This window comes from Spirochaetae bacterium HGW-Spirochaetae-1 (assembly GCA_002839375.1).
Lineage (GTDB): Bacteria > Spirochaetota > UBA4802 > UBA4802 > UBA5550 > PGXY01.
In genome coordinates, this window is sequence record PGXY01000008.1 from 220,396 (window position 1) to 245,042 (window position 24,647).

Genomic DNA, 24,647 nt, shown 5'->3' on the forward strand with positions numbered 1-24,647 from the left:
GAAAAAAATTGTTGCGTAACTGAACATCTGTAAAGATGAATGAAAACCATTGGTGGAATAGTGTGACCATGTTATAGGAATCCTTTAATCAACGGGGAGATAAAATCAATGTCGAAGAAGATACTAATACTGGGCGCCGGCCCCGGAGGCTATATTGCAGCCGTGAGAGCTGCCCAGCTAGGCGCCGAGGTAAGCATTATCGAAAAAGAACATGTGGGGGGCACCTGCCTGAACTGGGGATGTATTCCTTCAAAGGTTATGATCACCACGGCAGAACTGCTGGAAAAAATAAAAAAATCCCAATCTTATGGCATCACGGTAGATGGCAGCATTGGTGTTGATATGCCGCGTTTAATGGAAAGAAAAAATAGTGTCATTGAGGCCCAGAGAAAGGGAATTCTCAGTTTATTGAAACATCATCATATCCGCTACATACAGGGAACAGCATACCTGAAAGGCAAAAATATAGCGGCTGTGCGTACTGAAGAAGGACAGGAACTTGATGTGCCCTGGGATAAACTCATCCTTGCCGCTGGTACCAGTCCTTTTGAGCTTCCTGGGCTTCCCTTTGACGGCAGGAGGATACTTTCCAGCAACCATGCCCTTAGCCTGCAGAAAGTTCCCGAGTCAATTTTAATCGTAGGCGGCGGTGTCATCGGCTGTGAGTTTGCCTTCCTTCTTTCAGCCCTGGGCTCCAGGGTAAGCATTGTGGAGGCACAATCCCGTATACTGCCGCTCCCTTCCGTTGACGAGGATTGTTCAAAGATTCTTCAGCGTGAAATGAAAAAACGCGGTATTAACTTCATTGTCAACCGCACCATAGCGGGATTTGAAGAAAGGGATGACGGGCTGCATGTGGAAATCGCGCCATCGCCATTTCTTCAAAATCCCGCGGAAAAAGACAAAAAGCCTGTTTTTGAAACGGTAGAAAAAATATTGGTATGCATAGGACGCATTCCCAACACCAGAAATATAGATGGTTTTGATTCGCTTGACGTGGAGCTTGATAAAAAGGGCTGGGTCCTGGCGGATAACCGGATGCTGACGAGTAATGCCGATGTATATGCCATTGGAGATATTTTAGGTCCTTCAAAAATCATGCTCGCCCATGTAGCATCGGCGGAAGGTCTGGTCGCAGCAGAAAACGCCATGTCGGGCCATAGAACCATGGATTACCGTATTGTTCCGGGAGCGATTTTTACCTCGCCCGAGGTTGCAAATGTCGGTTTAACCGAGTCCCAGGCTGTGGAAGAGGGTTTCGCGGTGCGATCGGACAGCGTACTCTTCAGGGTTATCGGTAAAGCGCAGGTCCTGGGTGATATTGCGGGACAGGCCAAGATAGTTTCTGAAAAGAACAGCGGACGAATTCTGGGAGTGCATATCATCGGTCCCCATGCCACGGACCTTATTGCCGAGGGAACCCTGGCCATAAAAATGGGGGCGACGGTGGAGGATCTGGTCAATACCATTCACGCCCATCCGACCCTGGCGGAAATAATGCTGGAAACATCCATGAAAGCCATGGACAAATCTCTTCACGGGTAGTAATGCATTGAATTTCAGTCTTCCTGCAGCAGTACCGGCCCGGTTATATCCAGCTCATGGAGCATTCTGAAAAGAAGCCTCAGTGGAAAGCCGATCACGTTGGTGACGGACCCCCTGAAGCTCTCAACGATCATGCGGCCGTTCTCCTGAAAGGCGTAGGCGCCGGCCTTGTCCATGTATTCAATGGAATCAAGATACTCTTTCAGTCCGTCACGGGAAAGATTTTTGAATGTCACCTCGGTTGCTTCAAGGGCCGTCAGCATGGTGACGGGGTCTTGAACGGCGCCATTTCTGACGCAGAGCGTCATGCCCGTGACCACGCGGTGGGTCCTGCCGTTGAGAAGTGATATCTTTCTCATGGCGTCGGTAAAGTCCGATGGTTTGCCCAGGATAAGGTCGTCGATGGTTACGATCGTGTCCGAAGTAATGATGAGCTCCCGGTCCTTTCCCGGTTCCAGCGAACCCAGGATGTAATCCATTTTTTCCCGCGATACCCGCTCGGTAAAATCCATGGGTCCTTCTCCCGGTGTATGGGTCTCGTCTACGAGGGGAACCAGAACATCGAAGCGGGGAATGATAAGCGAAAGCAGCTGCCGTCTTCGCGGTGATGCTGAAGCGAGAATTATCTTCATTTCTATTTTATAACGACCTTTTCATTCAGCTTGTACACGTCCGTGACGTTCCTGATTTTATTGAGCCGCTGCATGATTTCTTTCAGGTGTTCATTTCCCTTTACTTCCAGGATGAATTTGAATACGGCATGACCCTTTTCTTTAACCGTGGCTTCGGCCCTGATGATGTTTGTTTTACACAGGGATATCTCGTCGGCCACATCTTTGAGCAGGTTGGTCCGGTCCATGGCCTCTACGGCTATCTTGACGGGATACATGGTGTTTTCCGAGCCTTCCCATACGACCTTGATGAAGCGTTCTTTTTCACTCTCGAGCCTTTTCAGGGAAGGACAGGTTTTTTTATGAATGGTGATGCCGCGTCCCCTGGTGATAAAACCCACAACGTTGTCGCCGGGGATGGGTTGGCAGCACTGTGAAATCTTGATGAGCACATTGGACGCGCCTTCAATGAAAATGCCGTCCTTTTGTTTGCGTGTGACCTTTCTCAGTTTTATGTGCTCGTCTTCCGGTATCTTCACCTCAACGGTGCGGTGGACTTTCCTGTCTTTTTTAGGTTCGGGCTTTTCGGCCGTATCCTCCGTGGTTTTCGGGGTCTGTTTCCTGAGCCAGCTGCGGATTTTGTACCGGGCTCCCGTTGATTTCGCGAACTTGAGCCATGCCTCCGACGGGTGGCCGTTCTTGCTGGTGAGAACTTCAACGATGTCGCCGCTTTTGAGCTTGGTGCGCAGGGGAACCAGTTTGCTGTTTACCTTGGCTCCCGTGGTATGCAGACCTATTTCGGAGTGGATGGCGAAGGCGAAATCCACCGGCGTCGAGTCGCTGGAAAGTTTGATGATTTTGCCCTTGGGAGTGAAGACGAATATTTCATCCTCATAAAGGTCCATCTTGAGGTCCTTCATGAATTCCCGGCTATTGCCCGTTTCCGTATAGAGCTTGTTTATATTGTTGAGAAGCGTCAGGTCTTTGTAGTCCCGGGGTGAGCCCTTTCGTTTTTCCTTGTAGAGCCAGTGCGCGGCAATACCCATCTGGGCCGTTTCATGCATTTCCCTGGTGCGGATCTGTACCTCCATGGGATGGCCCTCGGGGCCTATAACCGTTGTGTGTAATGACTGGTACATGTTCGATTTTGGAACAGCGATGTAATCCTTGAAGCGCCCGGCAATGGGCGACCACAGCGTGTGAATTACGCCGAGAATGGCATAGCAGTCCCTCAGCTCATTGGTGATGACCCGTATGGCCCTGATATCATAGATGTCCTCAAAAGACTTATCCTGCATTTTCATCTTTCTGAAAATGGAGAAGTAGTGCTTGGCCCTTCCCGATATTTCCGGCTTCAGGTCCATCTCCCCGAGCTTTTCCTGAAGAATTATTTTTATGTTCTCAAGGTAGGCCTCGCGTTCATGTTCCCGGTCCCGGAGCTGATTTTTTATTTCGTCATATTCCTCGCGATACACGATGTGAAAGGACAGATCCTCCAGTTCGGAACTGATCTGGGACATTCCCAGGCGGCGCGCAATAGGCGCGTAAATATCCAGGGTCTCCCTGGCTATGCGCAACTGCTTTTCCTGGGGCTGGAACATGATGGTGCGCATGTTATGCACCTTGTCTGCCAGTTTGATGATGATAACCCGCATGTCGTTTATGGTGGCGATGAGCATTTTGCGCAGGGTTTCGGCCTGTGCCGTAGCCCTGGACCTGTTTTTTATGTGGGATATCTTCGTAACACCGTCGACGAGCTGGGCGAGTTCAACGCTGAACTCTTTTTTTATACGGTCCAGGGTCGTGCCCGTGTCTTCCACAACATCGTGGAGGAGGGCGGCGCAAATAGTCATGGTGTCCATGTGAAGCTGGGCCAGGATGATGCCCACCTCCAGGGGGTGTATGATATAGGGCTCTCCCGAGAGGCGTTTCTGGTCCCGGTGGGCCTCTTCGGCGAAGTGATATGCCCTCATGACTGTCTCTATATCAGCGTCGGGACTGTAGGTCCTGATCTGATCAATGAGGGTCTGGATGTCCCTGCTGCGTATTTTTAATCCGAATTCCGGCATCTGAACTGCACCTTTTTTCTTTTAAAGAGAAATAATTTTCCAGGGTCCCTGAATAGTCAACCTTATATTAGCTTTTTTTTATGTATACGGCAATGGGAGAGATTTAAAATTTGTAAAAATATTCAAATTATATGGACTAATATCTTTAAAACAAATACCCTGCCATAGTTGTCATATACTGCATGCCAATAATATCTGTCAAGAAAGGCGCAGGCAGTGTCGATTATAAAAAAAAATAGTCATACAGTGAAAGCCGACAATACCATGAAGATAAAAAATACGCGGACAACAATCCTCGCCGCCCTGGCTGCAATATTGCTGTTGATTTTTCCGGCGGGGAAGCTCCTGCCGCAGTTTCTCTACGAAGAAAACAATGAACCGGGAAAAGAGGAACCGGTGGAGAAACCGGTATCCCAATATCCCCCCTATATGGCTTATAACATTAAGGCGGTCCCGGTGCAAAATATACCCAACGCCATAATGATTACCTGGGAAATGGACCCTGAGTATATCGACGATTTTATAGTCGCCCGGTCGGCCCAGGTTATCGATACCCGTGAAAAGGCCATGGGTGCCCAGACCGTAAAGGTGGTTTCATCGAAGGATAAGGGGGTGGTAATTGATCCTAACATGGTGCAGGGTGTTTATTTTTATGCAGTCATAGCCAACAAGATCATCACCCGGGAAAAAATTGAACTGATGGAAAATGTCAATTTTACATCGGTTCCCGTGGTTATCAGCCCGCCGCAGGAAAAGACGGTACGCGAAGAGGTAACGGGGATACAGGCCCGGCTCCTGGGGAACACACTGGCCCATATCTCCTGGAAACCGATCCAGGAAAAGGGTTTCACCTATACGGTGTATCGCAGCACTGCCATCCTGGACTCTGCCGACAGGCTGAAAAAAGCCGAGAAAATAGCCATTGTACCCGACTCATCGCAGTACCTGGACCAGGGCCTGCTCAGGGAAGGGACTTACTATTATGCCGTGACCTTCGCCTATCTGAAAGGCGATGAAAACCTGATTCTGAAGGCAGGAGAGAATTATACCACCGAGGGACTGTATGCGGGGGGAGAGAAGTCAAAGACACCCGATTACTTTAAAATTCTTTCCATCAGGGCCGTGGCCCGAAAGGATAATGTCATTATATCCTGGGACTATTCAGGGCTGAAGGGAAACCGTTTTTTCCGCCTGTACAGGACTGAAAGGAATATCACAAAAACCGCTGAAATAACCGAGGATGATGTGATCGATGATGTGGATATCACGCTGGGCAGCTTTATCGACCGCAATCTGAAATCGGGAATTTATTATTACGGCCTGGCTCCCTACGAGGACAGCGTGTATAAGGATTTTGAGGTGGTGAGCGGCATAAATATAATGAGCAACCCCCTGGCCGTGGCAGGCGTAAAAAAGGCCGAACCGGAAAAGGAAATATCCCTGGTCCCCATTGTGCCCGATAAATCAGGCGAAACCGGCGCTATTGAAAAAGATCAGACCGAATCGGGCACCCTTGATGAAATTTTAAGAAGAACCTTTTTTGCCGGGGAATATAAATATGCCATAAAAGAATTGCAGAGGGTGATAAAAACTACCGATAATGATATGGACAGGGCAAAAGCCCGGCTTTTTATCGGCCGGTCATATATAGAATTGCATCAATATGAAGAGGCTGTGAAGTACCTGGTCTTGAAGGACGTGGAAAAGTATTTCCGCCGGGAGGCTTTTTTCTGGCGGGATTTTGCTTTTCTTCAGATAAAATGAAAATTACAATTGATCAACAGGGCGGTATTGGTATTATGATACTTTCTCTCTATCGTCAGGAGAATATTAGATGAAAAAAGAAGCGGTTATCGGCATAATTCTGATTTTTCTGGGCATGGGATTCTTTGCCTATTATGACCAGTTTATTAAACCCGAGGAAAATGCCCGGCAGCTGCTCAGGGAAGGCAAACTGGTATTCGAAAGGGGGAACAAGGAGGCGTTGAATGACTCCATCAACCTTTTTACCAAAATAATCGCCCGCTATCCTGAAACTGAATCGGCCCGTGATGCCTATTATTTCATCGCCCAGAGCTACGAGAAGCTGGGACTGAACCGTCTGGCTTATCTGAAATATATCTATATCCTGAAAAACGAGAAAAATATTTCCGAACAGTTCGCGTCCGAGGTGAAGGCACGCATAGCCCGGCTTACGATTATGAAACAGCAGACCGAGGAAGGCGTGCACCAACTTCTGGATATGCTCAATTATTCCGCCAATAATGATTTCCGCAGCAGGGTTTACACAGAGCTGGGACACACATACCTGAAGGGAGGCGAGTATTCAAAGTCGAAGCGCATGTTTGATATCGCCCTGTCGGAAAACGGCAGTAATGAAGAAGCCATACTGGGTAAGGCCAGGGCCTTCAAGAGGCTGGGTGAGGACGACAAGGCCTATGACCTCTACGAGTATTTTCTGAAATATTACGGCGATTTCAGCCCCTATTCACATGATCTCAGGAGCGCATACCTGAGCCAGCTCTACAACAGCGCTTACAACAGCTACAAACGGGGCAGCTATTACAAGTCCATCGAATATTTCAGCAGGCTAATCCGTTTCTTTCCCGGCTATAAAAAAACTGAAAACGCTCTCTATTGGATTGGAGAGAATTATTTCGCACTGAAAAAATATGAATTGGCAATAAATTATTTTGACAGGACGCTTTTGAACGGGTTTCCCCATAAGGACGAAGACGCCAGGATGAAAAAGGGATACAGCTATTTCATGGCCAAGCGCTTCGATTTATCGGCCCGGGAATTTCAGCAGTACCTGAAGGACTATCCCCACGGGCGTCATGTGAGCACAGCGAAGAAATGGAAAGAAATGAGCACCAGGGAGATTCTCTACCGGATCAAGGACAAGATGGAGCCCGAAGACGAAAAGGATATGGAAAAGGAACCGGATAAGGGCAAGGACCTGGAAAAAGAAGAAAGCGATGAGGAAAGCGTCGGTGATGATCTGAGCAACGGCGCCGATGAAGTGAGCAACACCGAAAGCGCAGAAGAATCTGAACTGGAAAATGTAGCGGAATTATAAAATTTATTTATTGCCGTACGGGCAAATTAGGTACGGGCGGGTCGCGACCCGCCCGTACCTAATTTGCCCGTATTTAATCTGCCCGCACGGTAAAATAATGATTTACGGTCTTTCCTTTATCGTCAGCCATAAATTTTGTTTTGTCTTGTCTCTCCATACGGTCACACGGATGGTCTTCCCAATGGGTGTTTTACTTACGGTGTTTATGAGATCACGGTAATCCTTCACATCCGTATCCTCAACTTTAATGATGACGTCCTTTATACGGAGTCCGCCTTTTTCGGCCGGGCTGTTCTCTTCGACGCCGCCTACCAGCGCGCCTTCAATTTTATCAAGGCCAAGTTCTTTGGCAAATTCCTCTGTCAGGGGTGATATCTGCACGCCAATGTAGCCGCGTTTTACCTTTCCATACTGCTTCAGGTCTTCCAGGGTGCTCTTTATCGTGTTGATGGGAATGGAAAAACCGATGCCGATATTGCCGCCGGACTGGGAGAAAATGGCCCGGTTCATGCCGATGACTTCACCATCGAGATTGATGAGGGGACCGCCGCTGTTTCCCTGGTTGATGGAAGTATCGGTCTGGATATGGGTATTCCCCGATGCATCTACTGACCGTCGTCCCGTGCCGCTTACGATGCCCGAGGTGTAAGTTCTGTCAAGACCGAAGGGATTGCCGATGGCCACCACCATGTCGCCGATGCGTACTGAATCGGAGTCGCCCATGTAGACCGGTTTAAACTTGCCCTTTCCCTCGATCTTCAGCAGTGCGATATCCATCATCTTATCCGATCCTATGACCTTTGCCTTGTATTCCTTTTCACCCACCGTTATGGTCACGGTGTCCATCTCGGCTATGACATGATGGTTGGTGCAGATGTAACCGTCGCTGGATATGATGAAGCCCGTGCCGAGGCCACGCTGTTTCCTGGTTTTGGGCGTGGTGGCCTGTTCTCCGAAGAACTGGCGGAAGAAGGGATCATCAGTAAAGGGGTGCTTGTATCGCATCTGCACGGTTTTTTCCGTACTGATGAATACAACTGAGTCCTTGTATATTTCAAATATTTCACGGAAAGTGTCCTGAAGCTGATGTGCCGACGAGTTTTTATTTTTTGAAACAAGAGGCGAGGGCCGTTCCGCTTCAGAGAGGAATGAGGTTCCTGCCTGGAGAAGGGAAGCGGTGAGAATCAATGCCGCAAACGATGCAAATGCCGTGATGCCGTGTTTCTTTAATACATTCATGATTATCCTGCTTTTTTTCTGCCCGGGGCCCGGGTCTGGAATATGACTTCATAATAAACGTTTAGAAGAATGAAATACGGATATGTTACGGCAGGACTTTATTTTTTCCTCATAAAAATAAGGTATGTTGCCATTGATAGCAGGGCCTCGAATGGACGAATAAATAATCTTATATCCTTTTCATCATATCTTTATCAAATCTTTATAAAACCCCGCTACTTATATATCCGAAAAGATAAAATTTTTATACGCATGGCTGAATCACGAAAGATCAATCGGCCAAATAATAACATAACAACATATGGAGGAACATATGAATTTCAAGACTCTCGGTCTTACACTGACTCTAGCCGCGGCCCTGGGCGGCGGTGCGGTTTTTGCCCAGGATGCTCCGGCTCCGGTAAAAGAAGAAAAAAAGGAAAGCAAAATGGGTTCTCTTTCGGGGGAGGCTTATTTTGGCTATACTCAGGATCTCGAAGACAATGACGGGAATGATAAAAAAGACGGTTCATTCACGCTGGACAGGGTATATGTGACCTGGAAAAAAGACATGGGTGATAATTTTTCAGCCCGTGTAACGGCCGATATTGCCGATGTCAGCACTACAGATGATAATGCAGTATCAGGTGGTGATGATGCCACTAATCCCAGGGGTTACTTCTTTGTTAAATATGCCTATTTTCAATACAAGAATAAAATCGGTGATATAGGTCTTGAAACGCAGGCCGGTCTTATCGGAAATCCTATCATAGGCATAACGGACAAACTGGGCGGCATGAGATGGCTTACTCAGAACCAGATAGATTCACAGAAAATCAACAACTCGGCTGATTTGGGTGTGAGCCTTGCCGTTGATTTAATGGGATTTGCCACCCTTACTGGCGCTGTCCTCAATGGGGAAGGATATAAATATGTTTTCGATGAAACCTATTCCGGTAAATCCATCGATACACTTCTGTCCATTACTCCAATCAAAGGTCTTTACATAAACGGATATTTTAAAAATGAATATTACGCAAAAGACCAGGTAGACCGTTTCTTCGGTGCCGGCATTGCCTGGAGTGATAAACTGTACAAAGTCGGTGTGAACTATGTCTATGTGAGTGATTCAGAAAAAGCTAAACTGGGAAGCTATATTGACGCGTGGGCCAATGCCAATCTCAATGATGCTATTTCCATGCCGGTTCTTATTGTTGGTCGGTTCCAGTACAGAATGCCGAAAGAAAGCAGTGATGATTCACTGACAAGTTTTTTCTTCGGTCCCGGCTATCAGTTTAATGAAAATCTGCAGACGGCAGCCATCTTCGGTTATTCAAAAGCTGAAAGCGCTGATGATGCAGATATGAACCTGACATTAAAGGCTGAATTCAAATTTTAGAATACTCTGATGTAAACAGCGAGCATAACAGTTGCAGGGGGTACCCAAACGGGTACCCCCCCTTTTTTTCCTGTTGACAACTTTTTATCTCTTCCATTTCCTTGCCATTATGGCGGAACTCACCGATTACCAGAGAACGGTTATACTGTACTGCCGGGAGTTTATAAACGAGTTGCGGCAGCGGGACTTTATTTCCATGGATCATGATACGTATGATGCTATACTGCTTCTCATGCTGGACCGCGGCGAGTTCGGGCCCGGCATGTTCCGCGAAGTTGAACAATACCTGAATGACCTGTCCGGGCAGCTTCTCATGGCCTATTCCAGGGAACCGCAAAATACACGGCTCGACTCCCTGTACCGCAGGGCTGGGAGCCTGCGCGACATGGTGGCGGGAGTGCTGAATGGCGTGTAACATCGGTGCCCTGAAAAATACTAATATTTTGAAAACCGCGTTTTCATGGCTTGTCTTCCATCAGTCTGTTATTATTATTTATTTACAGCATATTTATGCGCAGGCATCTCGCTTGTGGTAAAATGATTGTAAATTGCGAGGTCTGCGTGATTTCACTCGATGCAATGATACATTTCTATTCCTCTTCGGGGTATTTTGCCGTGTTCGGCGTTCTTCTTCTCTGCGGTTTCGGGTTTCCCGTTCCCGAGGATATCTCCATCATCGCCGGCGGTGTCATCTCGGGTCTCGGCTATACAAATGTTCACGTGATGTTGCTGGTATCCTTTGCGGGCGTCATTGTGGGGGATATGATCGTATATAACATGGGGCGTTTTTTTGGTGAGAAGATATTCAATCACAATATCGGCAGGAAGTTGCTTGAACAGGGGTGGTATGATAAAATCCTGAAGAGTTTCAATCGAAATGGTAAAATGGTCCTTTTCGCAGCCCGGTTTATGCCGGGGCTTCGTACGCCAATTTTTCTTACGGCGGGTATAACCAAATTTGTTGGTTTCCCCACATTTATTATAATTGATGGGTTTGCGGCACTCATAAGTGTTCCCCTGTGGAATTACCTCGGCTATTACAGTGCCAGTAACAGGGATCTTCTCCTGAGCTGGATAAAGAATACAAAAATTGCAATTTTTGTAATTCTGTTTGCCCTTGTTATCTTTTACCTGTTGATGAAGGTTTTTCGGAAAAAATTTGTCAAATTGAACCTGCTCAAGGAAGAATGAGGCCTGTGTGCATGACGCAGTTGCATAGTATAAAATAGGTTTTTCTTCCCCCCGCAATTCTGTTTATAGTACCGTGCTAAAAATACCGTTTTTGCCCAAATAAAGCCCGCATACAATAGAAGCAATAAAATCTTTACATTTACCAGGCAATACAATTGACTAAATCATTTGTTATGCTAAAAATTATCCAACACCGGCTTGTTCGTTATCTGAGAAGAGTAAGGAGGACCACATGAAATGTCTGGTGACTGGTGCAACGGGATTTCTGGGAACAAACCTTGTCCAGGAGTTGGTGAAGAAGGGATGGCAGGTCCGCGCCGCCGGCTTTCCCGGGTCAGAGACGCGATATATACAGGACACGGGCGTCGAGATCGTTTTCGGTGATGTGACTGATCCGCACGATGTGGACGAACAGGTCAGGGGGTGCGACGTGGTCTTTCACGTGGCGGGTGATACATCCTTCTGGAAGAAAAATTATGAGCGTCAGCGGAGGATCAATGTCGAAGGACCCGTGAATGTGGCCGAGGCCTGCCTGCGTCACGGTGTGAAGCGCATGGTCCATACCAGCACGGTGGACAGCATCGGATACAATCCTCACGGCCTGGCCGATGAAAACTGGAAGGAATATAATTACGCAAATACAGGATACAATTACGCTGACACAAAACGCGAAGGGGAGATGCTGGTGCGGCAATACAATGACCGGGGCCTGGAAACGGTCATCATTCATCCCGGCAGCATGATAGGTCCCTTTGATTATACGCTTCAGTTCGGCCGGATATTTTTTGATTTGCGCGACGGTAAAATTCCCGGCTGCCCTCCCGGTGGAGGACCCTTTGCCCATGTGCGGGATGTTGCCCGGGCCCATATCTCCGCGGCTCTGAAGGGGAGGCCCGGAGAGGGATATATCTGCGCAGGGGAGAACGTCACGTACCGGACTCTTTTTGAATTAATGGCACGGAAGGTGAATGCCAAGTGCCCGCGCTTTGATATCCCGCCGAAACTCTTTGTTCTTTATGGTTACCTTGAGGAATTCATTGCCGGTTTTACCCGCAAGACCCCGGAAATGAACCCGGGGCAGGCACGGTACATGTCGGTGAAGGCCTTTTATTCCAGCGCAAAAGCGGAGAAGGAACTGGGTTACCGGATAACGCCGCTGGAAGAACAGATCGACGATGCCTTTAACTGGTATGTCGAAAAGGGATTTTTGTAATACAGGGTCAGGCTACTGTAAACAATATAATCCTGGCTGCTTCGCCCATATGGAATTGTCCCTACTTATCGTACAGCATGGTGAACTCGAACTTCGTCACGTCCACCAACCCCTGGTCCGTAATCTTCAGCTCGGGGATGACGGGCAGCGAGAGAAAGCTCATGGCCATGAAAACATTTTTAAGCTTCGTCCCCATGAGGCGCGCCTCTTCTTTCAGCAGACCATATCTTTCAATAACCGATGCGATGTTCTCCCGCGACATGAGCCCGCCGATTTCCAGGGGCAGGTGAAGCATTTTCCCGTCGTGGAGAAGGGCTATGCCGCCGCCCTGTTGAGCAAGGTGATTGCCCACGCTGGCCATGTCTGAGGCGTCGTAGCCGGCTATAATTAGGTTATGGCTGTCGTGGGCTATGGTCGATGCGATGGCGCCCGAGGATATGCCCAGTCCCCGAACGAAACCAAGGGACCGCGCGCCCGTGGCGTGATGCCGTTCGAAAACGGCGATCATGGCTATATCGCGCTCCCCGTCGGGACTGATCGAACCGTCCCGGACCGAAAGGCGGGCATGGTGTGTGCCGGTGAACAGGCTGCCGGGCATAACGTCGATGACCTTCACCTGGACTGAATCATGGCTGCCTTCATAGTCAACGGTGAAATCTTTCTCTGTGAGCGGCTCAGGCAGGTTCACGCTTTTTATGAACGGGGAAAAATCAAAGGGCGTCGGATCTGCCACGGCTGTTCCGTTCCTTAAAACGAATCGGCCGCCGTGCACGACGTCCGTTACGCGCAGAGAATCGAGGGATTCCAGGATCGTCAGGTTGGCACGGTATCCTGGCATAATCTCACCCATGGGGGGCATTTCGTGATATGCAAGAAAGCGAGAAAGGTACCGGCCCGGGTTCTGCGTGGCCATGATGATGGCTTCCATGGTCGCCTCTTCAATGCCCAGCTTCTTCTCCGTCATGATTATTTCCCTGGCACGGCGGATTATCCGGTCTACGTGGCCCGACTCGAAGAGTTCCTGCGCCGAAAGGTCATCGGAGCAGAGCATGCATCGTCCCGGGTCGGCGTCGGAATGGAGGAGCTGCGGGAGGATAGCGTCCATATCCTTTACGGCGCTTCCATAGCGCAGGGCCAGGTACATGCCGGCATGGATCTTCTCCGCGGCCTCGCCGGGTTTCGTGGTTTCGTGGTCGTTCATGATGCGTACGGTGCCGTCCATACGGCCGTTTGTAACATAGGCAATGAGGTCATTACCGGAAACGCCGGGGCAGTGGCCGTCGACAATTTTGCCGAAATCATACACGGCATCGACCTTTTCCCTTGCATCGCCGAAACCGTTTATGACGCCGGGAAAATTCATCATCTCGGCCAGGCCGTAGATGCGCCGGTCGGGAAGGAGGGCGATGATCTCATCCAGGGTGATGACGGAACCGGACTGTTCCATGTAGGTGGCCGGGACGCACGAAGGAATGCCGATGAACATGTCAAGCGGCAGGATGTCAGCCAGTTCCATGAAGAGCTCCACGGCGCGGATGCCGAAGACGTTGGCGATTTCATGGGGATCAACCAGCAGGGCCGTGGTGCCGTGTTTTATGGCGTGGTGTGCGAACTCCACGGGAGAGAGCATGCTGCTTTCGATGTGGATATGGGAGTCCATGAATCCCGGGGAGACGAATTTGCCCGATATGTCCACGACGCGGGTGTCAGGTGAGGGCTGAATCGGCACGGCGCTTACTTCCTCGATTATGCCGTCTTTTATCAGGATGTCCCCCCGGTAAAACTGCCGGGAATTGGTATCGATGATAGTGCCGCCCGTCAAGAGTATGAAATTCATGCCGATCCCCCTTTGTGATTGCGTCCATGAGTTGATGACAATCATTTGTCCGGCATGGATGCAATTAATCCAGCAGAATTTGTTTTGGTCGAGGAAATTTTGATGGTTCAAATTGCGTAATGGCGTGGTAGGCGGTGATAATGCAGGGGAGGGTGGTGATAATGTAGGGGAGGGTTTTAAACCCTCCCCTACATAGGGAAACCCTCTCCTGTATTATCACACGGTGGCATTATATATCGGCGATAATGCTCTGTATGCGTTCCTTTAATTCCACCGTTTCCTCAATGGTCTCTTTAATGAAGGAATCGTTGCCCGCCAGCGTGTTGACGTCGGCATAATCGGGAATTATTTTTCCTCCCCTGATGTCATCGCGTTCCTTGGAGCGGTACGTGTCTGCCGAAACCGATTCGAGAATTTCCATAAGCCGGATCAGGTTGTCTTTTACGGACCTGCCGGTGTAACCTTCACCGGCAAGGACCTTCCTGGCATGCTCCCATTGCCCGTCGTCTGTCGCATCGCCATATATTCCCTTGAGAGAAGTCGCGCTTTTTCCTGCAGTCATCGCTGTAATGCGTTCCAGCATGCGCATGAGGGCATAATATTCGATATACAGCTCGTATGATTCGATCCCCGTTTTCCTCTTCTCCTCCGTCAGATAATTTTTGCCGAGCCCGGGAATATCACTGTCGGTGTATATTTCCCTTTCGGCAGCTGCTCCTCTCAGTCTGTTCCGCGCAGCGATCATGAGGTCGATGATGGCAGGCCTGAATACGGAGAATTCAAATTCCGATCGGCGGGCCTTGTTTCTCTTTTTATACTTGCCTTCATTCCTTCTCACTGAGTAGATGTTTTGTGAGAGGACCCAGCCGGGAAAGATCTCGTTGTACGATGGGGAAATATCCGCAATCAGCCTTGCGGGTTTATTGACCAGGGAAAAGGGAAATTCAAGCCTCTGGGGCAGCGTGTCAACTCCCGTGGCGATAATGGAATAGGGGGCCCCGGTAAAGTCCGAGGGGAACTTGATGTTCGATCCCAGGCCGAAAAAGAGTCCTTCGCCGCAGAAGATTTCCTGGTCCGGTGATTTTGATGTGTGATTGGAGCCGATATTGGCGCCGTAAGCCACATTGCCTTTTCCTTCGGGCCATATCCCGGCAATGAGCATGGACTGGTGATGGAAGCCGACAAAAGGTCCCAGCAGGCACGAAGTCACTTCACCCTCGGCCACGCCCGAGTTCGGGCCGATTATGCTCATGGTGACCTTGCCGTGGCGCTCTACGTGGGAATGTTCGCAGAGTACGGACTTGTCGACGATGGCCATGGATGTGACCTCGCTCCCCCACTGTACGCAGCTGTCCTTTAGCCAGGCACCGTGGCTGATCTCCGTCTTCTCTTCCGGCGTTGCCAGGATGGTGCAGTTTTTGATCAATACGGCACCATTGATGACGGCATGATCGCCGATAAAGGCGTCTTCAATAGTGCCGGTATTTTTGATGACGGCTTTTTCCCCGATATATCCCAGGGGCGCTGAGCACCGGGAAAGATACTCATCGGTGAAATCCTTGTAAGCCTTTAACAGGTCTTTGTCGGAGCGATTCCGGGCTATGGTTTCGGCAACGGGAATGGTAAGGTCGGCGTAGGATACTATGTCCCTTCCGCCCGTTTCATTGCCCACGGCTATCTCGATGCCGTTACCGAAAGTGCATGTTCCCGATGCCGATATAGACCCGTTACCGATAAGCATTGCGCTGTCGCGCACAACGCAATTGGCAAGAACGCCCGTGTCATGTATGATACACCCATTGCCGATTTCCGAATCGACAACCGTACTGCGGTAAATTCCAGCAGGAAGGCCCCAGGGGCCGTCTTTTGCCGGCCCGGTACCGTCAAATTTACCGAGGCGGCATTTCCCGTAAAAGGAGCTGTTGAATATCCCCGTGGTCATGAAATCTTCAACAACGAGGATGGCGTTCCAGTCATGGGATATGTTCCCCTGCTTCTGCAATTGCCCAATTTCTTCATCGAGCAGGTTCCGTACGTTGTTCCTGAAAAGCCTGCTTTTGAATTGATCGTTCTTTAAAGCCGCGACGCTTTTAAGGAATGACGATGTTTCTAAAACATTGCCCGTGAGTTTTTTCAATTTATTTGTCATGGCTTGTCTTCACTCATTTTTAATATTAACGACCTATTTTTTTCTGCACCAGCTGTTTGTTGTCGCGGACCCAGTTGTAATATTCCGTGCGCGTGAGCATGGATGCCGCTTCCTGGTCAAGGACAACCGTGGCATGGCAATGGAGCTGCAGGGCCGATGCCGTTATCATCGACGTAACGGGTCCCTCGATGAACTTCGCACAGACCTCGGCCTTTTTTTTGCCGTTGGCGATGAGGAGAATCTTTCTTGCCTCCAGTATAGTACCGACGCCCATGGTAATGGCGAAACGCGGAACATCTTCTTTTTTGTCAAAGAACCGCGCGTTGTCATCGATGGTTTCCTTGTATAAAGCCTTTACCCGCGTGCGGCTTGCGAAGGAGGACCCGGGCTCGTTGAAGGCGATATGGCCGTCGCGGCCGATGCCGAGGATCTGGAGATCGATGCCGCCGGACTCGCGGATTTTCTTTTCATACCATTCACAGAAAATTTCCGGGTCATTTGTATTACCCTGGGGTACAAATACTTTTGACGGATTGATATTCACATGTTCGAAGAGATTTTCTTTCATGAAATAATTGTAGCTGTTTTCGTTAAGGGGGGCCAGGCCGATATATTCATCGAGGTTGAATGTTGTTATCTTGGAAAAGTCAAGCCCCTCCTGGTTGTAAATTTTTACCAGTTCATTGTAGGTGCCCACGGGCGTGTCTCCCGTGGCCAGGCCCAGGGTGAGATCATGTTTTTTTCTGATTTCACCGGCTATGATCGTTGCCGAAATTCTGCTCATTTCATCATAATTTTTCGCAATTATTATTTCCATAGATATTCACTCCATATATTTATTTTTATGAATAATTATGAGTTCCCATAAAGCTGAATACTGATAGTATTTATCCGGAGTCAGGATAGAAGTCAAATCATTTATTGGCCAGGGCATATCCGTGTCGTACATATGCTATTAATCGCGTCTGTATGACACGGATATACCTTTTTCAATTGATAATGATTGACTTTTCCCGTGAGTTCAAATACTGCAATTCAGTGTAATCATCTACTGTTTTATACCGGGAGGAACATCATGGAATACGGCGAATTATTGAAAAATCGCAGGTCAATCCGCAATTTTACCGACAGGTCAGTGACCGAGGCGTTACTGATGGATATTATCACGGAAAGCACTCTGGCGCCAAACGCGAGTCATGCCCAGCAATGGCGTTTTGTCATAGTCAATAACAAAGATATGATGAAACGAATATCAGATGAGAGCAAGAAAAACATTCTTCAGCGGATCATGGAAAATCCCGAAGACACGGCTCACCGGTACGAGGCGGTGCTGCGTAATGAGAACTACAATGTATTTTACAACGCTCCTGCTTTAATAATAATATGTGGCCCGGTGGATTACCGGAATACCATGGTTGACTGCGCCCTCTGTGCCGGATATCTCATGAATGCCGCCGTGGTCCGGGGACTGGGCACCTGCTGGGTCAATCTGGGTTTCGATGTGAGGGATCCCGGGCTCCGTAGCGAGCTTGGTCTCTTCGATGATATGAAGATCGTGGCCCCGATTATTATCGGGTATCCCGAATCCATACCACCGGTGCGCCGCCGGGAACCCCCGGTGGTATTGAAAATAATACGGTAATGAAGTGGCAGCATTGACAAACCGGATGTACGGTATTATTAGTTCCAATATGCAACTAATAATACGTGTAAAAATTAAATGAATTGGTGCTGAAAATGATAAAAAAATTCCGGCCTCCGCTCTCCCCGCGATTATTGCTATTGACATGTGCGCTGTGACATTGTATCTTTATCTGGTGCCTCACCAAATTATATCAATAATACCGTGGAGAGTCTTCTCATGAAAGTAAAAAAAATATCGTTACTGCTGGCAGCAGTATGCGTTGCCGTCGGCCTTATGGCAGAGGCGAAAAATTATCCCGTCCTCAACCAGTTCCCTGATGAGCCATTCTATCTACAGAATGTTCACAGCGGCATGGTTCTCACCCTCAAGGACGGCAACCTGGTTGTAAATAATAACTGGAAGCGGAGTGAGCAGAAATGGCAGGTTCCAGGCATGCTCAGTGATGGAAGGGTATTCGTGAAACTGGCGGGATCAAAAAGCGTTATCGCGGTGAAGCACGGACTTGGCAATCTTAAAAAAGGTGATCAGGCCACAGTTAAGGAAACGAGTCCGGAGCTTGTGAGCTTCCTCATGCTGGATGACACTACATTCTTTATAAAAGTTTCCGATAACATGGTTCTGGATGAACAGGGCGCGGAAAAAAAGAAAACCGTTTTTACAAAAGTAATATGGTATCCCTTTACCGGAAAGAAAAATCAGCAATGGCGCATCATTCTCGAAAAAGACAATTCGGTTTACAACTACCGGCAGTATGCTGCACAAAAAAAGAGAAACGCTGTAGAAAAGGCCATGCAGGATGTTCCCTTTTCCATCACCGAGGCGATGCAGATGGAAATGAAGATGGAAAAATATATGAAATTTGCGACGGGTTCAAAGTTCAGCAGTGAAAACGGGAACAACTTCCTTTCCGGGTATATAAATGATCAGGAAGAATCGAAACGATACACCCTGGTGCATAACATTGTAAAATATGCTTCGGAAAACAAGGATAATTCTTTCCGCGAGGGTGTATATGCCGACCTCACACGGGTAAAACTTGAATCAAAGAACTTTGTCGTCAATGCCCTGAAAGGCAAACTCAGAGAGAATATTCAGAAGGCCTACAACAGGGAAACCCATGGTCCCGCAAAAAGTAACCTGAAGCAGGTAATGGACAAATTTAATTAATATTCGGCACAGGTAAAATGAAGAAACCCGCTGTTGAGCATGGCGGGTTTTTTCATGCCTGCACGAATACCGCGTCTTTTTACAGCCCGCCCTGTGTGTCAGGATAAAATTTTAAAGAAATCTATGCCGCTCTTTAGTTCATCGGCCATGTGCTCGACGCTTTCGGCATTGGCAGTCATTTCTTCGGCACCGGCGGCATTCACCTGTGTCAGCTCATTGATTGCCGTTATGGATTTCACTATTTCCTCCATGGCCTTCTTCTGTTCCTCGGTCGCGCTGTGGATTATCTCGGACTGACCCGCCACGGAAGAGGCCTCGGTTGTAACCCGCTCTTTTATGTCCAGCTGTTTCCGCATTTTCTCGGAGATGTCTTTCATCCAGGCGCTTATCTCTGCGACCCCGTTGATGATGGACTGGATTATCTCCGAGGTCTGGGCGATGCTTGCCGTTCCCCTGATAATTTCGTCATTGTTTATTTTAATAAAGCGGTCTATTTCCTTGATGCTCTGGGCGGTTTGGTCCGCCAGTTTGGAAATTTCATCGGCCACCACGGCAAATCCGCGGCCCGAGTCACCGGCCCTGGCCGCTTCTATGGCCGCGTTCAGCGACAGCAGGTTTATCTGATCGGATATGTCATTAATGATGCCAACGATTGCCGTCATCTGGTTGGAACTTTCGGTGATGCTTTTCATGGAGTCGTTCATGTTTCGCAGGGATTCCTCGCCGGAACGGGCCCGCAGGGAAATGGAGCCGCTGAGCTCGACGGTTTCCCTGATCTGGCTGTCTATCTCGGTGATACTGCCGTCGAGATTCATGATCTCCGTATTGAGGACCGTGAGACTGGCGGACTGGCGTGCGGCGCCGGAGGCGATGTTTTCTATGCCCGCCGACACTTCCTCGGCCGTGGCCGTGGACTCTTCGGCGGCAGCGGCCTGGTTCTGCGCGTTCAGGGAAAAGGATGATGACGCCGAGGACATCTCCTTGGACGAGGATGCGAGCTCATTGGCCACATCCTGGATGCTCTTAAGGATGCCGTTCAGCTTCAGCATGAACTCGCCGATGTTTGACATGATGAGACCCATGTCATCGTCAAGATAATTAATGACCTGGCGGGTCAGATCGCCGTTGCTCAGTTCCACGATGGTTTCCTTGAATTCCGACAGGGGACGCAGCCTGCCGGCGATGAGATAATAAACTCCCGCTACGAGCACTATGAGTCCGATAGCGGCGGCAATTGCAAGAATCCGCGTTATGTTCATGCAGTCATCCTCGATTTCCGACATCCCAATGATCGAGGCTGATATAAGGCCGGCCCCGGCGTTTTTCAGGTAATAGACGGCATGATCGGCATTATCTTTCCGGAACTGCAGAAATCCTTCTTTCTGTGCTCCCGTGATGCCGCTGAAATAGGGCTCATCTTTGATCGATGTTCCCACGACGGCATTATCGGGATGAATGAGTATCGTGCCGTTATTGCCGGCAACAAATATGGAGCCTGCTAATCCCACCTTCATATCCTTTATATGAAGGGTATTGTCGATATCTATCTCCTCCCGCTCCAGTTCGGTCATCTCCCGGTCTACATAGTGAACGGCAGTTTTCATCTGATTGGTGTAATTCAGCCTGATGTAGTGGTAACTGAGTCCATAGACTACCGGGATAAGGAGGGTGATGATCATGGCCGAAAAAGCCATTATTATAAAGGCAAGATTGAGGCTCAGCTTCGACCGTATGCTTTCACTGAGGGCAAGGCCCCGGGGGAAGACTCCCAGGCGCCCCACCTTTCTGTTCCATGAATCGATGGCGAGGTAGTAGAGGGTTCCGATAGTCAATACATTCATGACCGCCAGGAGATACAGAACGATTCTCGCCGTAAAGGACGGTTTGAAGGTCACAAAGAAAAAGATTATGGCTACCGACATGAGAAGAACCCAGGAGATAATTCCGCTCGCGGCCCGTTTCCCCGGCGCTTCAAAGAAACGCACGCGGGCCGTTTCATATTCTTCATCGGTAAAGTCTTCATTGTTTGAAAACTTCCTGAAGTAAAGGGACACGGGCATAAAAAAAGAGCGGAGCTGTATTATCGTTGTCGTTATGGCAATGCCGATAAGGACCAGGGCTACGCCTGAAAAAATTATAATATGGGTGCTGGAAATTGGAAGAACCAGGTATGACGTCAGGACGGTTATGGGTACGTGGAATATATAAGCGATAAGGTCTGTGGTAATGAACACCTTTATGGGGTAACTCTTCAGCAGATTGATATCGTCTTGTTTCATGGAACCCTCATGTTCGTATGCGTTTTTACTGACAGCTGGAGGCTTTACTGATGAGCATAACAAATATAAAAGTATATGATCCCCGGGGGGTGATAGTCAAGGATAAAACTTTGATGAATTTTCCGTGGAGTGAGTCCGCAGTAGAGACGCGATGCCTCGCGTCTCTACTGCGGACGGGTCAGTCGCCATCAAACTTTTAAGGTTTTCAAAGATCAGTACTCCGATTGCGTCGTATATATCCATGGCCCATGCAGGGCTCGTTATATGTTAATACGCATGGGATGTGGTGGAATTGAATAAATTTTTGAGACATTGGCTGTTTTTTCTGTATGGGCGTCTGGAGTATCATAGATGGAATATAGGAGGAACAACGGAGGAACAACGGAGGAACATAGACGGAGCAGGGTGGGGGCGGAATCATCGGCCGGGGGATGCATGTTCCGGTTTCCCGGAACCTGGGAACGGGGATTCTTGGCAGAATTCCTCTGCCGGGTGGGATGTCCCGGGGGGGGGGCCGGGACAGGCCCTTTGCCCCTTTTTTGTCACGCCACAAAAAAGAGGCGAAAAAAGGGCGCTCGCTCAAACGCAGCCCAAGGCGTTCGGACATCCTTGTCCTCACTTTCGTGTATGTTGTTTTTTCCTCTTTAAATCGAAAAAAATTAAAACTTTTATTCTTTTCCTTCGTATTTCATATATAGTACGATCACACGGGTATCCCATTGGAAATGAAACGAAACAGGCAAAACAGTATAGATCGGTATGGCAGCCCCGAAAAGGCCGGGCATGATGATACTTTCAGCGAGATCTGGAATCGCTATGGAAAACGGGTATCATACTTTATATCGATTATACTGCCGGGGGAGACGGGAAACCGTGATGATCTTTTTCAGGATATCATGTTGAAAATATATGAGGGCCTGCCGTCATATGATCCGTCCCGTTCCTTTGAAGTCTGGGCGTACCGGATAGCGCGGAACCGCTGCATAGATTACCTGAGGACCAGGCATATCCATGAAGAGGCCCACGACACGATTCCCGGCAGGGCCGGTGATCCCGCCGATGAATGTATCCGCTCCGGCCTGGACCGGGCGATCCGCGAGGCCCTTGACGGTCTTGCTCCCGATGATCGTCAGATTGCCTACCTGCGGTTTTTTGAGAACATGCGGATCGGCGATATTGCCGCGTCCATGGATATGAATATCAATACCGTGAAGACCCGCATAACCGCAATAAAGAGAGCCCTTAAGTCTGACCTGGAGGACTGGCTATGAAGCTTGAAGAAATCATGGAAAAGTATTATGCGCGGGAAATAGGACAACAGCATATCCCCGGCATGCCGCCGGAATCCTCGGAGTCGATGGCATATCGGCCGGTGATCCGCAGGCAATCTTCGTTGTACCTGAATATCCTTTTCAATGGCATGGCCGCAGCACTGATCATTATCGTCGTACTCACTCATGGCTCTCATCGGAACCCGCTCATCGATGTGCTGGGGGCGGTGAATGAGACATACGATGTAGAAACATCGTTCAGCCTGAAGCTGGAATCGCTTCGGGGAATAATTAAATATCGCAAGTAAGGAGTACTCTCATGAAAAAAAGCTACATGGCCTATGCACCACTTACCCTGGGAGTGTTTGCCGCGGGGATTCTCATCGGCGGAGCGGACCTGCGTGTATTCTGGGACCCACCCAGCCTGATGATAGTTTTCCTGCCGGTGATTTTTCTTCTCCTGTCCGTGTTCGGGCCCAGCGGCATTGTTGATGCCTTCAGGGCGGCCTTCGATGAAACACCGTCGAAAAGCGAAGTGCTGAAGGGTATCGCATTTTTCTCCATGGCGACCAGGATTATCCTGCTCAGCGGTTTTATGGGCACGCTCATGGGCGTCCTCATGACGCTGTATGGCATCTCTAAATCCCAGGATATCCCCGTGGCGTTTTATATCGTTATTGCGTCTCAAACGGTATGCTACGCCGTAGTCATGGTTCTTATTGTTACCGTGCCTTTTAAGTCGGCACTGGAGAAGAAGCTTGCGGCGCTTTCCTTGTGACGGGGAGTTGCGGCAGGGCCCTTTGCCGGGGAGGGAGGCCCTGAGAGGGCCGGGACTTTGCAGGAGGGGTGTGGCGCGGCGCCCCTCCTGCACCACACCCGGCCGGCTCTCGGCATCCATGCCTTCGTGGCACTTCCCAAAAATCCTGAAAAAAAATATCATCATTTCCCACTGGCTCGTTCGTGTTATATACAGAGGCCGCCTCATGGATGTTTCTATGAAACGGCTTTAAGGCCGGGAAGGGATTGGTGTCATAAACAGGTTGCCGTCATGATGCCGTATGGCATATCCCGGCGGCATTATGCTTGACGGAAAACAACTGGTATATTATACTAGTTGTATGAAAACAAAAATGAAAACAATCGGTTCTTTTGAAGCCAAGACACATTTATCTGAACTCATAGAGACTGTTCAGAAGGGGAATGAGTTTGTCATAACTAAAAGAGGCAAGCCCGTTGCCCGGCTTGTCCCCTATACGGACTATGAGGCCGAATATGTGATCGAAGACATTATCGGGCAGTTTGATTCGATCAGGAAATCGGTGAAAGGGAAGACCGACATTAAAGAATATATCAATAAGGGCAGAAAATACTGATGAATTATGTGATAGATTGCTCTTTCTCGTCGGCATTATTCCTTCCCGATGAAAAATCTGAATATGTCCGCTCATTTTTTCTCAATCTGAAAAAGCAGGATCAGGTCTTCATTCCACTGCTGTGGTGGTATGAAACAAATAATGTTCTGAATGTATCGGTAAAGCGGAAACGATTAAAACAGGCTGAAGTTGAAAATATCCTAGAACTTGTTCATAAATTAAAAATTGAAACCGACTCGGAGATGGGACTGGTATTTTCTAAACGAATATTTGAAATATCACAGTTGCATTCCCTTTCCTCTTATGATTCCGTGTATGTTGAGCTGGCGATCAGGAAGAAAGCAAAACTTATGACTCTTGACAGGGAACTGGCCGATGCCGCCCGGGTGATCGGCATTGCCGTTGAGTAGATTACCGTGGGGGTTTTGGCCGGAATCACCGGCCGGGTGATGTATGTTCCGGTTTCCCGGAACCTGGGAACGGGGATTCTTGGCAGAATCCCTCTGCCGGGTGGGATGTCCCGGGGGGCCGGGACAGGCCCTTTGCCCCTTTTTTGTCACGCCACAAAAAAGAGGCGAAAAAAGGGCGCTCGCTCAAACGC

General features: G+C 48.9%; 22 protein-coding genes. 15 read left to right on the forward strand and 7 right to left on the reverse strand.

The annotated features are described in order from the left end of the window. Positions 1–108: 108 nt before the first annotated feature. Positions 109–1,545, forward strand: coding sequence for a dihydrolipoyl dehydrogenase (gene lpdA, locus CVV44_17100; GenBank protein PKL37350.1), 1,437 nt, complete (start codon positions 109–111; stop codon positions 1,543–1,545). 14 nt (positions 1,546–1,559) lie between these two features. On the opposite strand, the gene maf is transcribed toward lpdA, so the two are convergent. After that, on the reverse strand, positions 1,560–2,177 hold the full coding sequence (gene maf / locus CVV44_17105) for a septum formation protein Maf (GenBank protein ID PKL37351.1): 618 nt from the start codon (positions 2,175–2,177) through the stop codon (positions 1,560–1,562). Between the two features lie 2 nt (positions 2,178–2,179). Next, on the reverse strand, positions 2,180–4,225 hold the full coding sequence (locus CVV44_17110; GenBank protein ID PKL37352.1) for a bifunctional (p)ppGpp synthetase/guanosine-3',5'-bis(diphosphate) 3'-pyrophosphohydrolase: 2,046 nt from the start codon (positions 4,223–4,225) through the stop codon (positions 2,180–2,182). 216 nt (positions 4,226–4,441) lie between these two features. On the opposite strand from CVV44_17110, the gene CVV44_17115 reads away from it, so the two are divergent. Continuing rightward, positions 4,442–5,989: a hypothetical protein gene (locus tag CVV44_17115; protein ID PKL37353.1), complete on the forward strand. Its 1,548-nt coding sequence runs from the start codon at positions 4,442–4,444 to the stop codon at positions 5,987–5,989. A 70-nt stretch (positions 5,990–6,059) separates the two neighbouring features. After that, on the forward strand, positions 6,060–7,304 hold the full coding sequence (locus tag CVV44_17120; GenBank protein PKL37354.1) for a hypothetical protein: 1,245 nt from the start codon (positions 6,060–6,062) through the stop codon (positions 7,302–7,304). Positions 7,305–7,406: 102 nt separating this feature from the next. Here CVV44_17120 and CVV44_17125 read toward each other — a convergent pair whose 3' ends face one another. Then, entirely contained in the window at positions 7,407–8,543 is a 1,137-nt protein-coding gene (locus tag CVV44_17125; protein ID PKL37355.1) for a hypothetical protein, read from the reverse strand. 313 nt (positions 8,544–8,856) lie between these two features. On the opposite strand from CVV44_17125, the gene CVV44_17130 reads away from it, so the two are divergent. The 4 genes from CVV44_17130 (at position 8,857) to CVV44_17145 (ending at position 12,325) form a co-directional block, all read left to right on the forward strand. Continuing rightward, positions 8,857–9,921, forward strand: coding sequence for a hypothetical protein (locus tag CVV44_17130; GenBank protein PKL37356.1), 1,065 nt, complete (start codon positions 8,857–8,859; stop codon positions 9,919–9,921). A gap of 73 nt (positions 9,922–9,994) precedes the next feature. Further along, complete coding sequence (locus CVV44_17135; protein ID PKL37357.1) at positions 9,995–10,336, forward strand: hypothetical protein; 342 nt, start codon at positions 9,995–9,997, stop codon at positions 10,334–10,336. Positions 10,337–10,500: 164 nt separating this feature from the next. Next, a complete protein-coding gene (locus tag CVV44_17140) occupies positions 10,501–11,112 on the forward strand; it encodes a DedA family protein (GenBank protein ID PKL37375.1) in 612 nt (203 codons plus the stop codon). Positions 11,113–11,344: 232 nt separating this feature from the next. Beyond that, complete coding sequence (locus CVV44_17145) at positions 11,345–12,325, forward strand: hypothetical protein (protein ID PKL37358.1); 981 nt, start codon at positions 11,345–11,347, stop codon at positions 12,323–12,325. Between the two features lie 61 nt (positions 12,326–12,386). Here CVV44_17145 and ade read toward each other — a convergent pair whose 3' ends face one another. The 3 genes from ade to nagB form a co-directional block, all read right to left on the reverse strand. Continuing rightward, positions 12,387–14,207, reverse strand: a complete 1,821-nt coding sequence (ade, locus tag CVV44_17150; protein ID PKL37359.1) for an adenine deaminase — start codon at positions 14,205–14,207, stop codon at positions 12,387–12,389. Between the two features lie 184 nt (positions 14,208–14,391). After that, complete coding sequence (locus CVV44_17155) at positions 14,392–16,311, reverse strand: hypothetical protein (protein ID PKL37360.1); 1,920 nt, start codon at positions 16,309–16,311, stop codon at positions 14,392–14,394. A gap of 25 nt (positions 16,312–16,336) precedes the next feature. Continuing rightward, positions 16,337–17,128 (reverse strand): glucosamine-6-phosphate deaminase, encoded by a 792-nt coding sequence (gene nagB / locus CVV44_17160; protein ID PKL37361.1) that lies wholly within the window; start codon positions 17,126–17,128, stop codon positions 16,337–16,339. Positions 17,129–17,386: 258 nt separating this feature from the next. Between nagB and CVV44_17165 the strand changes: the two genes are divergently transcribed. Together CVV44_17165 and CVV44_17170 are read left to right on the forward strand one after the other, a co-directional pair. Further along, a complete protein-coding gene (locus CVV44_17165; protein PKL37362.1) occupies positions 17,387–17,953 on the forward strand; it encodes a nitroreductase family protein in 567 nt (188 codons plus the stop codon). A 219-nt stretch (positions 17,954–18,172) separates the two neighbouring features. After that, positions 18,173–19,123: a hypothetical protein gene (locus CVV44_17170; GenBank protein PKL37363.1), complete on the forward strand. Its 951-nt coding sequence runs from the start codon at positions 18,173–18,175 to the stop codon at positions 19,121–19,123. 98 nt (positions 19,124–19,221) lie between these two features. On the opposite strand, the gene CVV44_17175 is transcribed toward CVV44_17170, so the two are convergent. Next, entirely contained in the window at positions 19,222–21,402 is a 2,181-nt protein-coding gene (locus CVV44_17175; GenBank protein PKL37364.1) for a hypothetical protein, read from the reverse strand. Between the two features lie 431 nt (positions 21,403–21,833). On the opposite strand from CVV44_17175, the gene CVV44_17180 reads away from it, so the two are divergent. From CVV44_17180 to CVV44_17205, 6 genes are all read left to right on the forward strand, one after another. Then, positions 21,834–22,100, forward strand: a complete 267-nt coding sequence (locus CVV44_17180) for a hypothetical protein (GenBank protein PKL37365.1) — start codon at positions 21,834–21,836, stop codon at positions 22,098–22,100. 21 nt (positions 22,101–22,121) lie between these two features. Then, positions 22,122–22,673: a hypothetical protein gene (locus CVV44_17185; protein ID PKL37366.1), complete on the forward strand. Its 552-nt coding sequence runs from the start codon at positions 22,122–22,124 to the stop codon at positions 22,671–22,673. Beyond that, positions 22,670–22,981: a hypothetical protein gene (locus CVV44_17190; protein ID PKL37367.1), complete on the forward strand. Its 312-nt coding sequence runs from the start codon at positions 22,670–22,672 to the stop codon at positions 22,979–22,981. Before CVV44_17185 ends, CVV44_17190 begins: the two co-directional genes overlap by 4 nt. A gap of 11 nt (positions 22,982–22,992) precedes the next feature. Next, entirely contained in the window at positions 22,993–23,451 is a 459-nt protein-coding gene (locus CVV44_17195) for a hypothetical protein (GenBank protein ID PKL37368.1), read from the forward strand. 352 nt (positions 23,452–23,803) lie between these two features. After that, complete coding sequence (locus tag CVV44_17200; protein ID PKL37376.1) at positions 23,804–24,046, forward strand: type II toxin-antitoxin system prevent-host-death family antitoxin; 243 nt, start codon at positions 23,804–23,806, stop codon at positions 24,044–24,046. Further along, complete coding sequence (locus CVV44_17205; protein ID PKL37369.1) at positions 24,046–24,456, forward strand: twitching motility protein PilT; 411 nt, start codon at positions 24,046–24,048, stop codon at positions 24,454–24,456. The genes CVV44_17200 and CVV44_17205 overlap by 1 nt, the downstream gene beginning before the upstream one ends. Positions 24,457–24,647 lie beyond the last annotated feature (191 nt).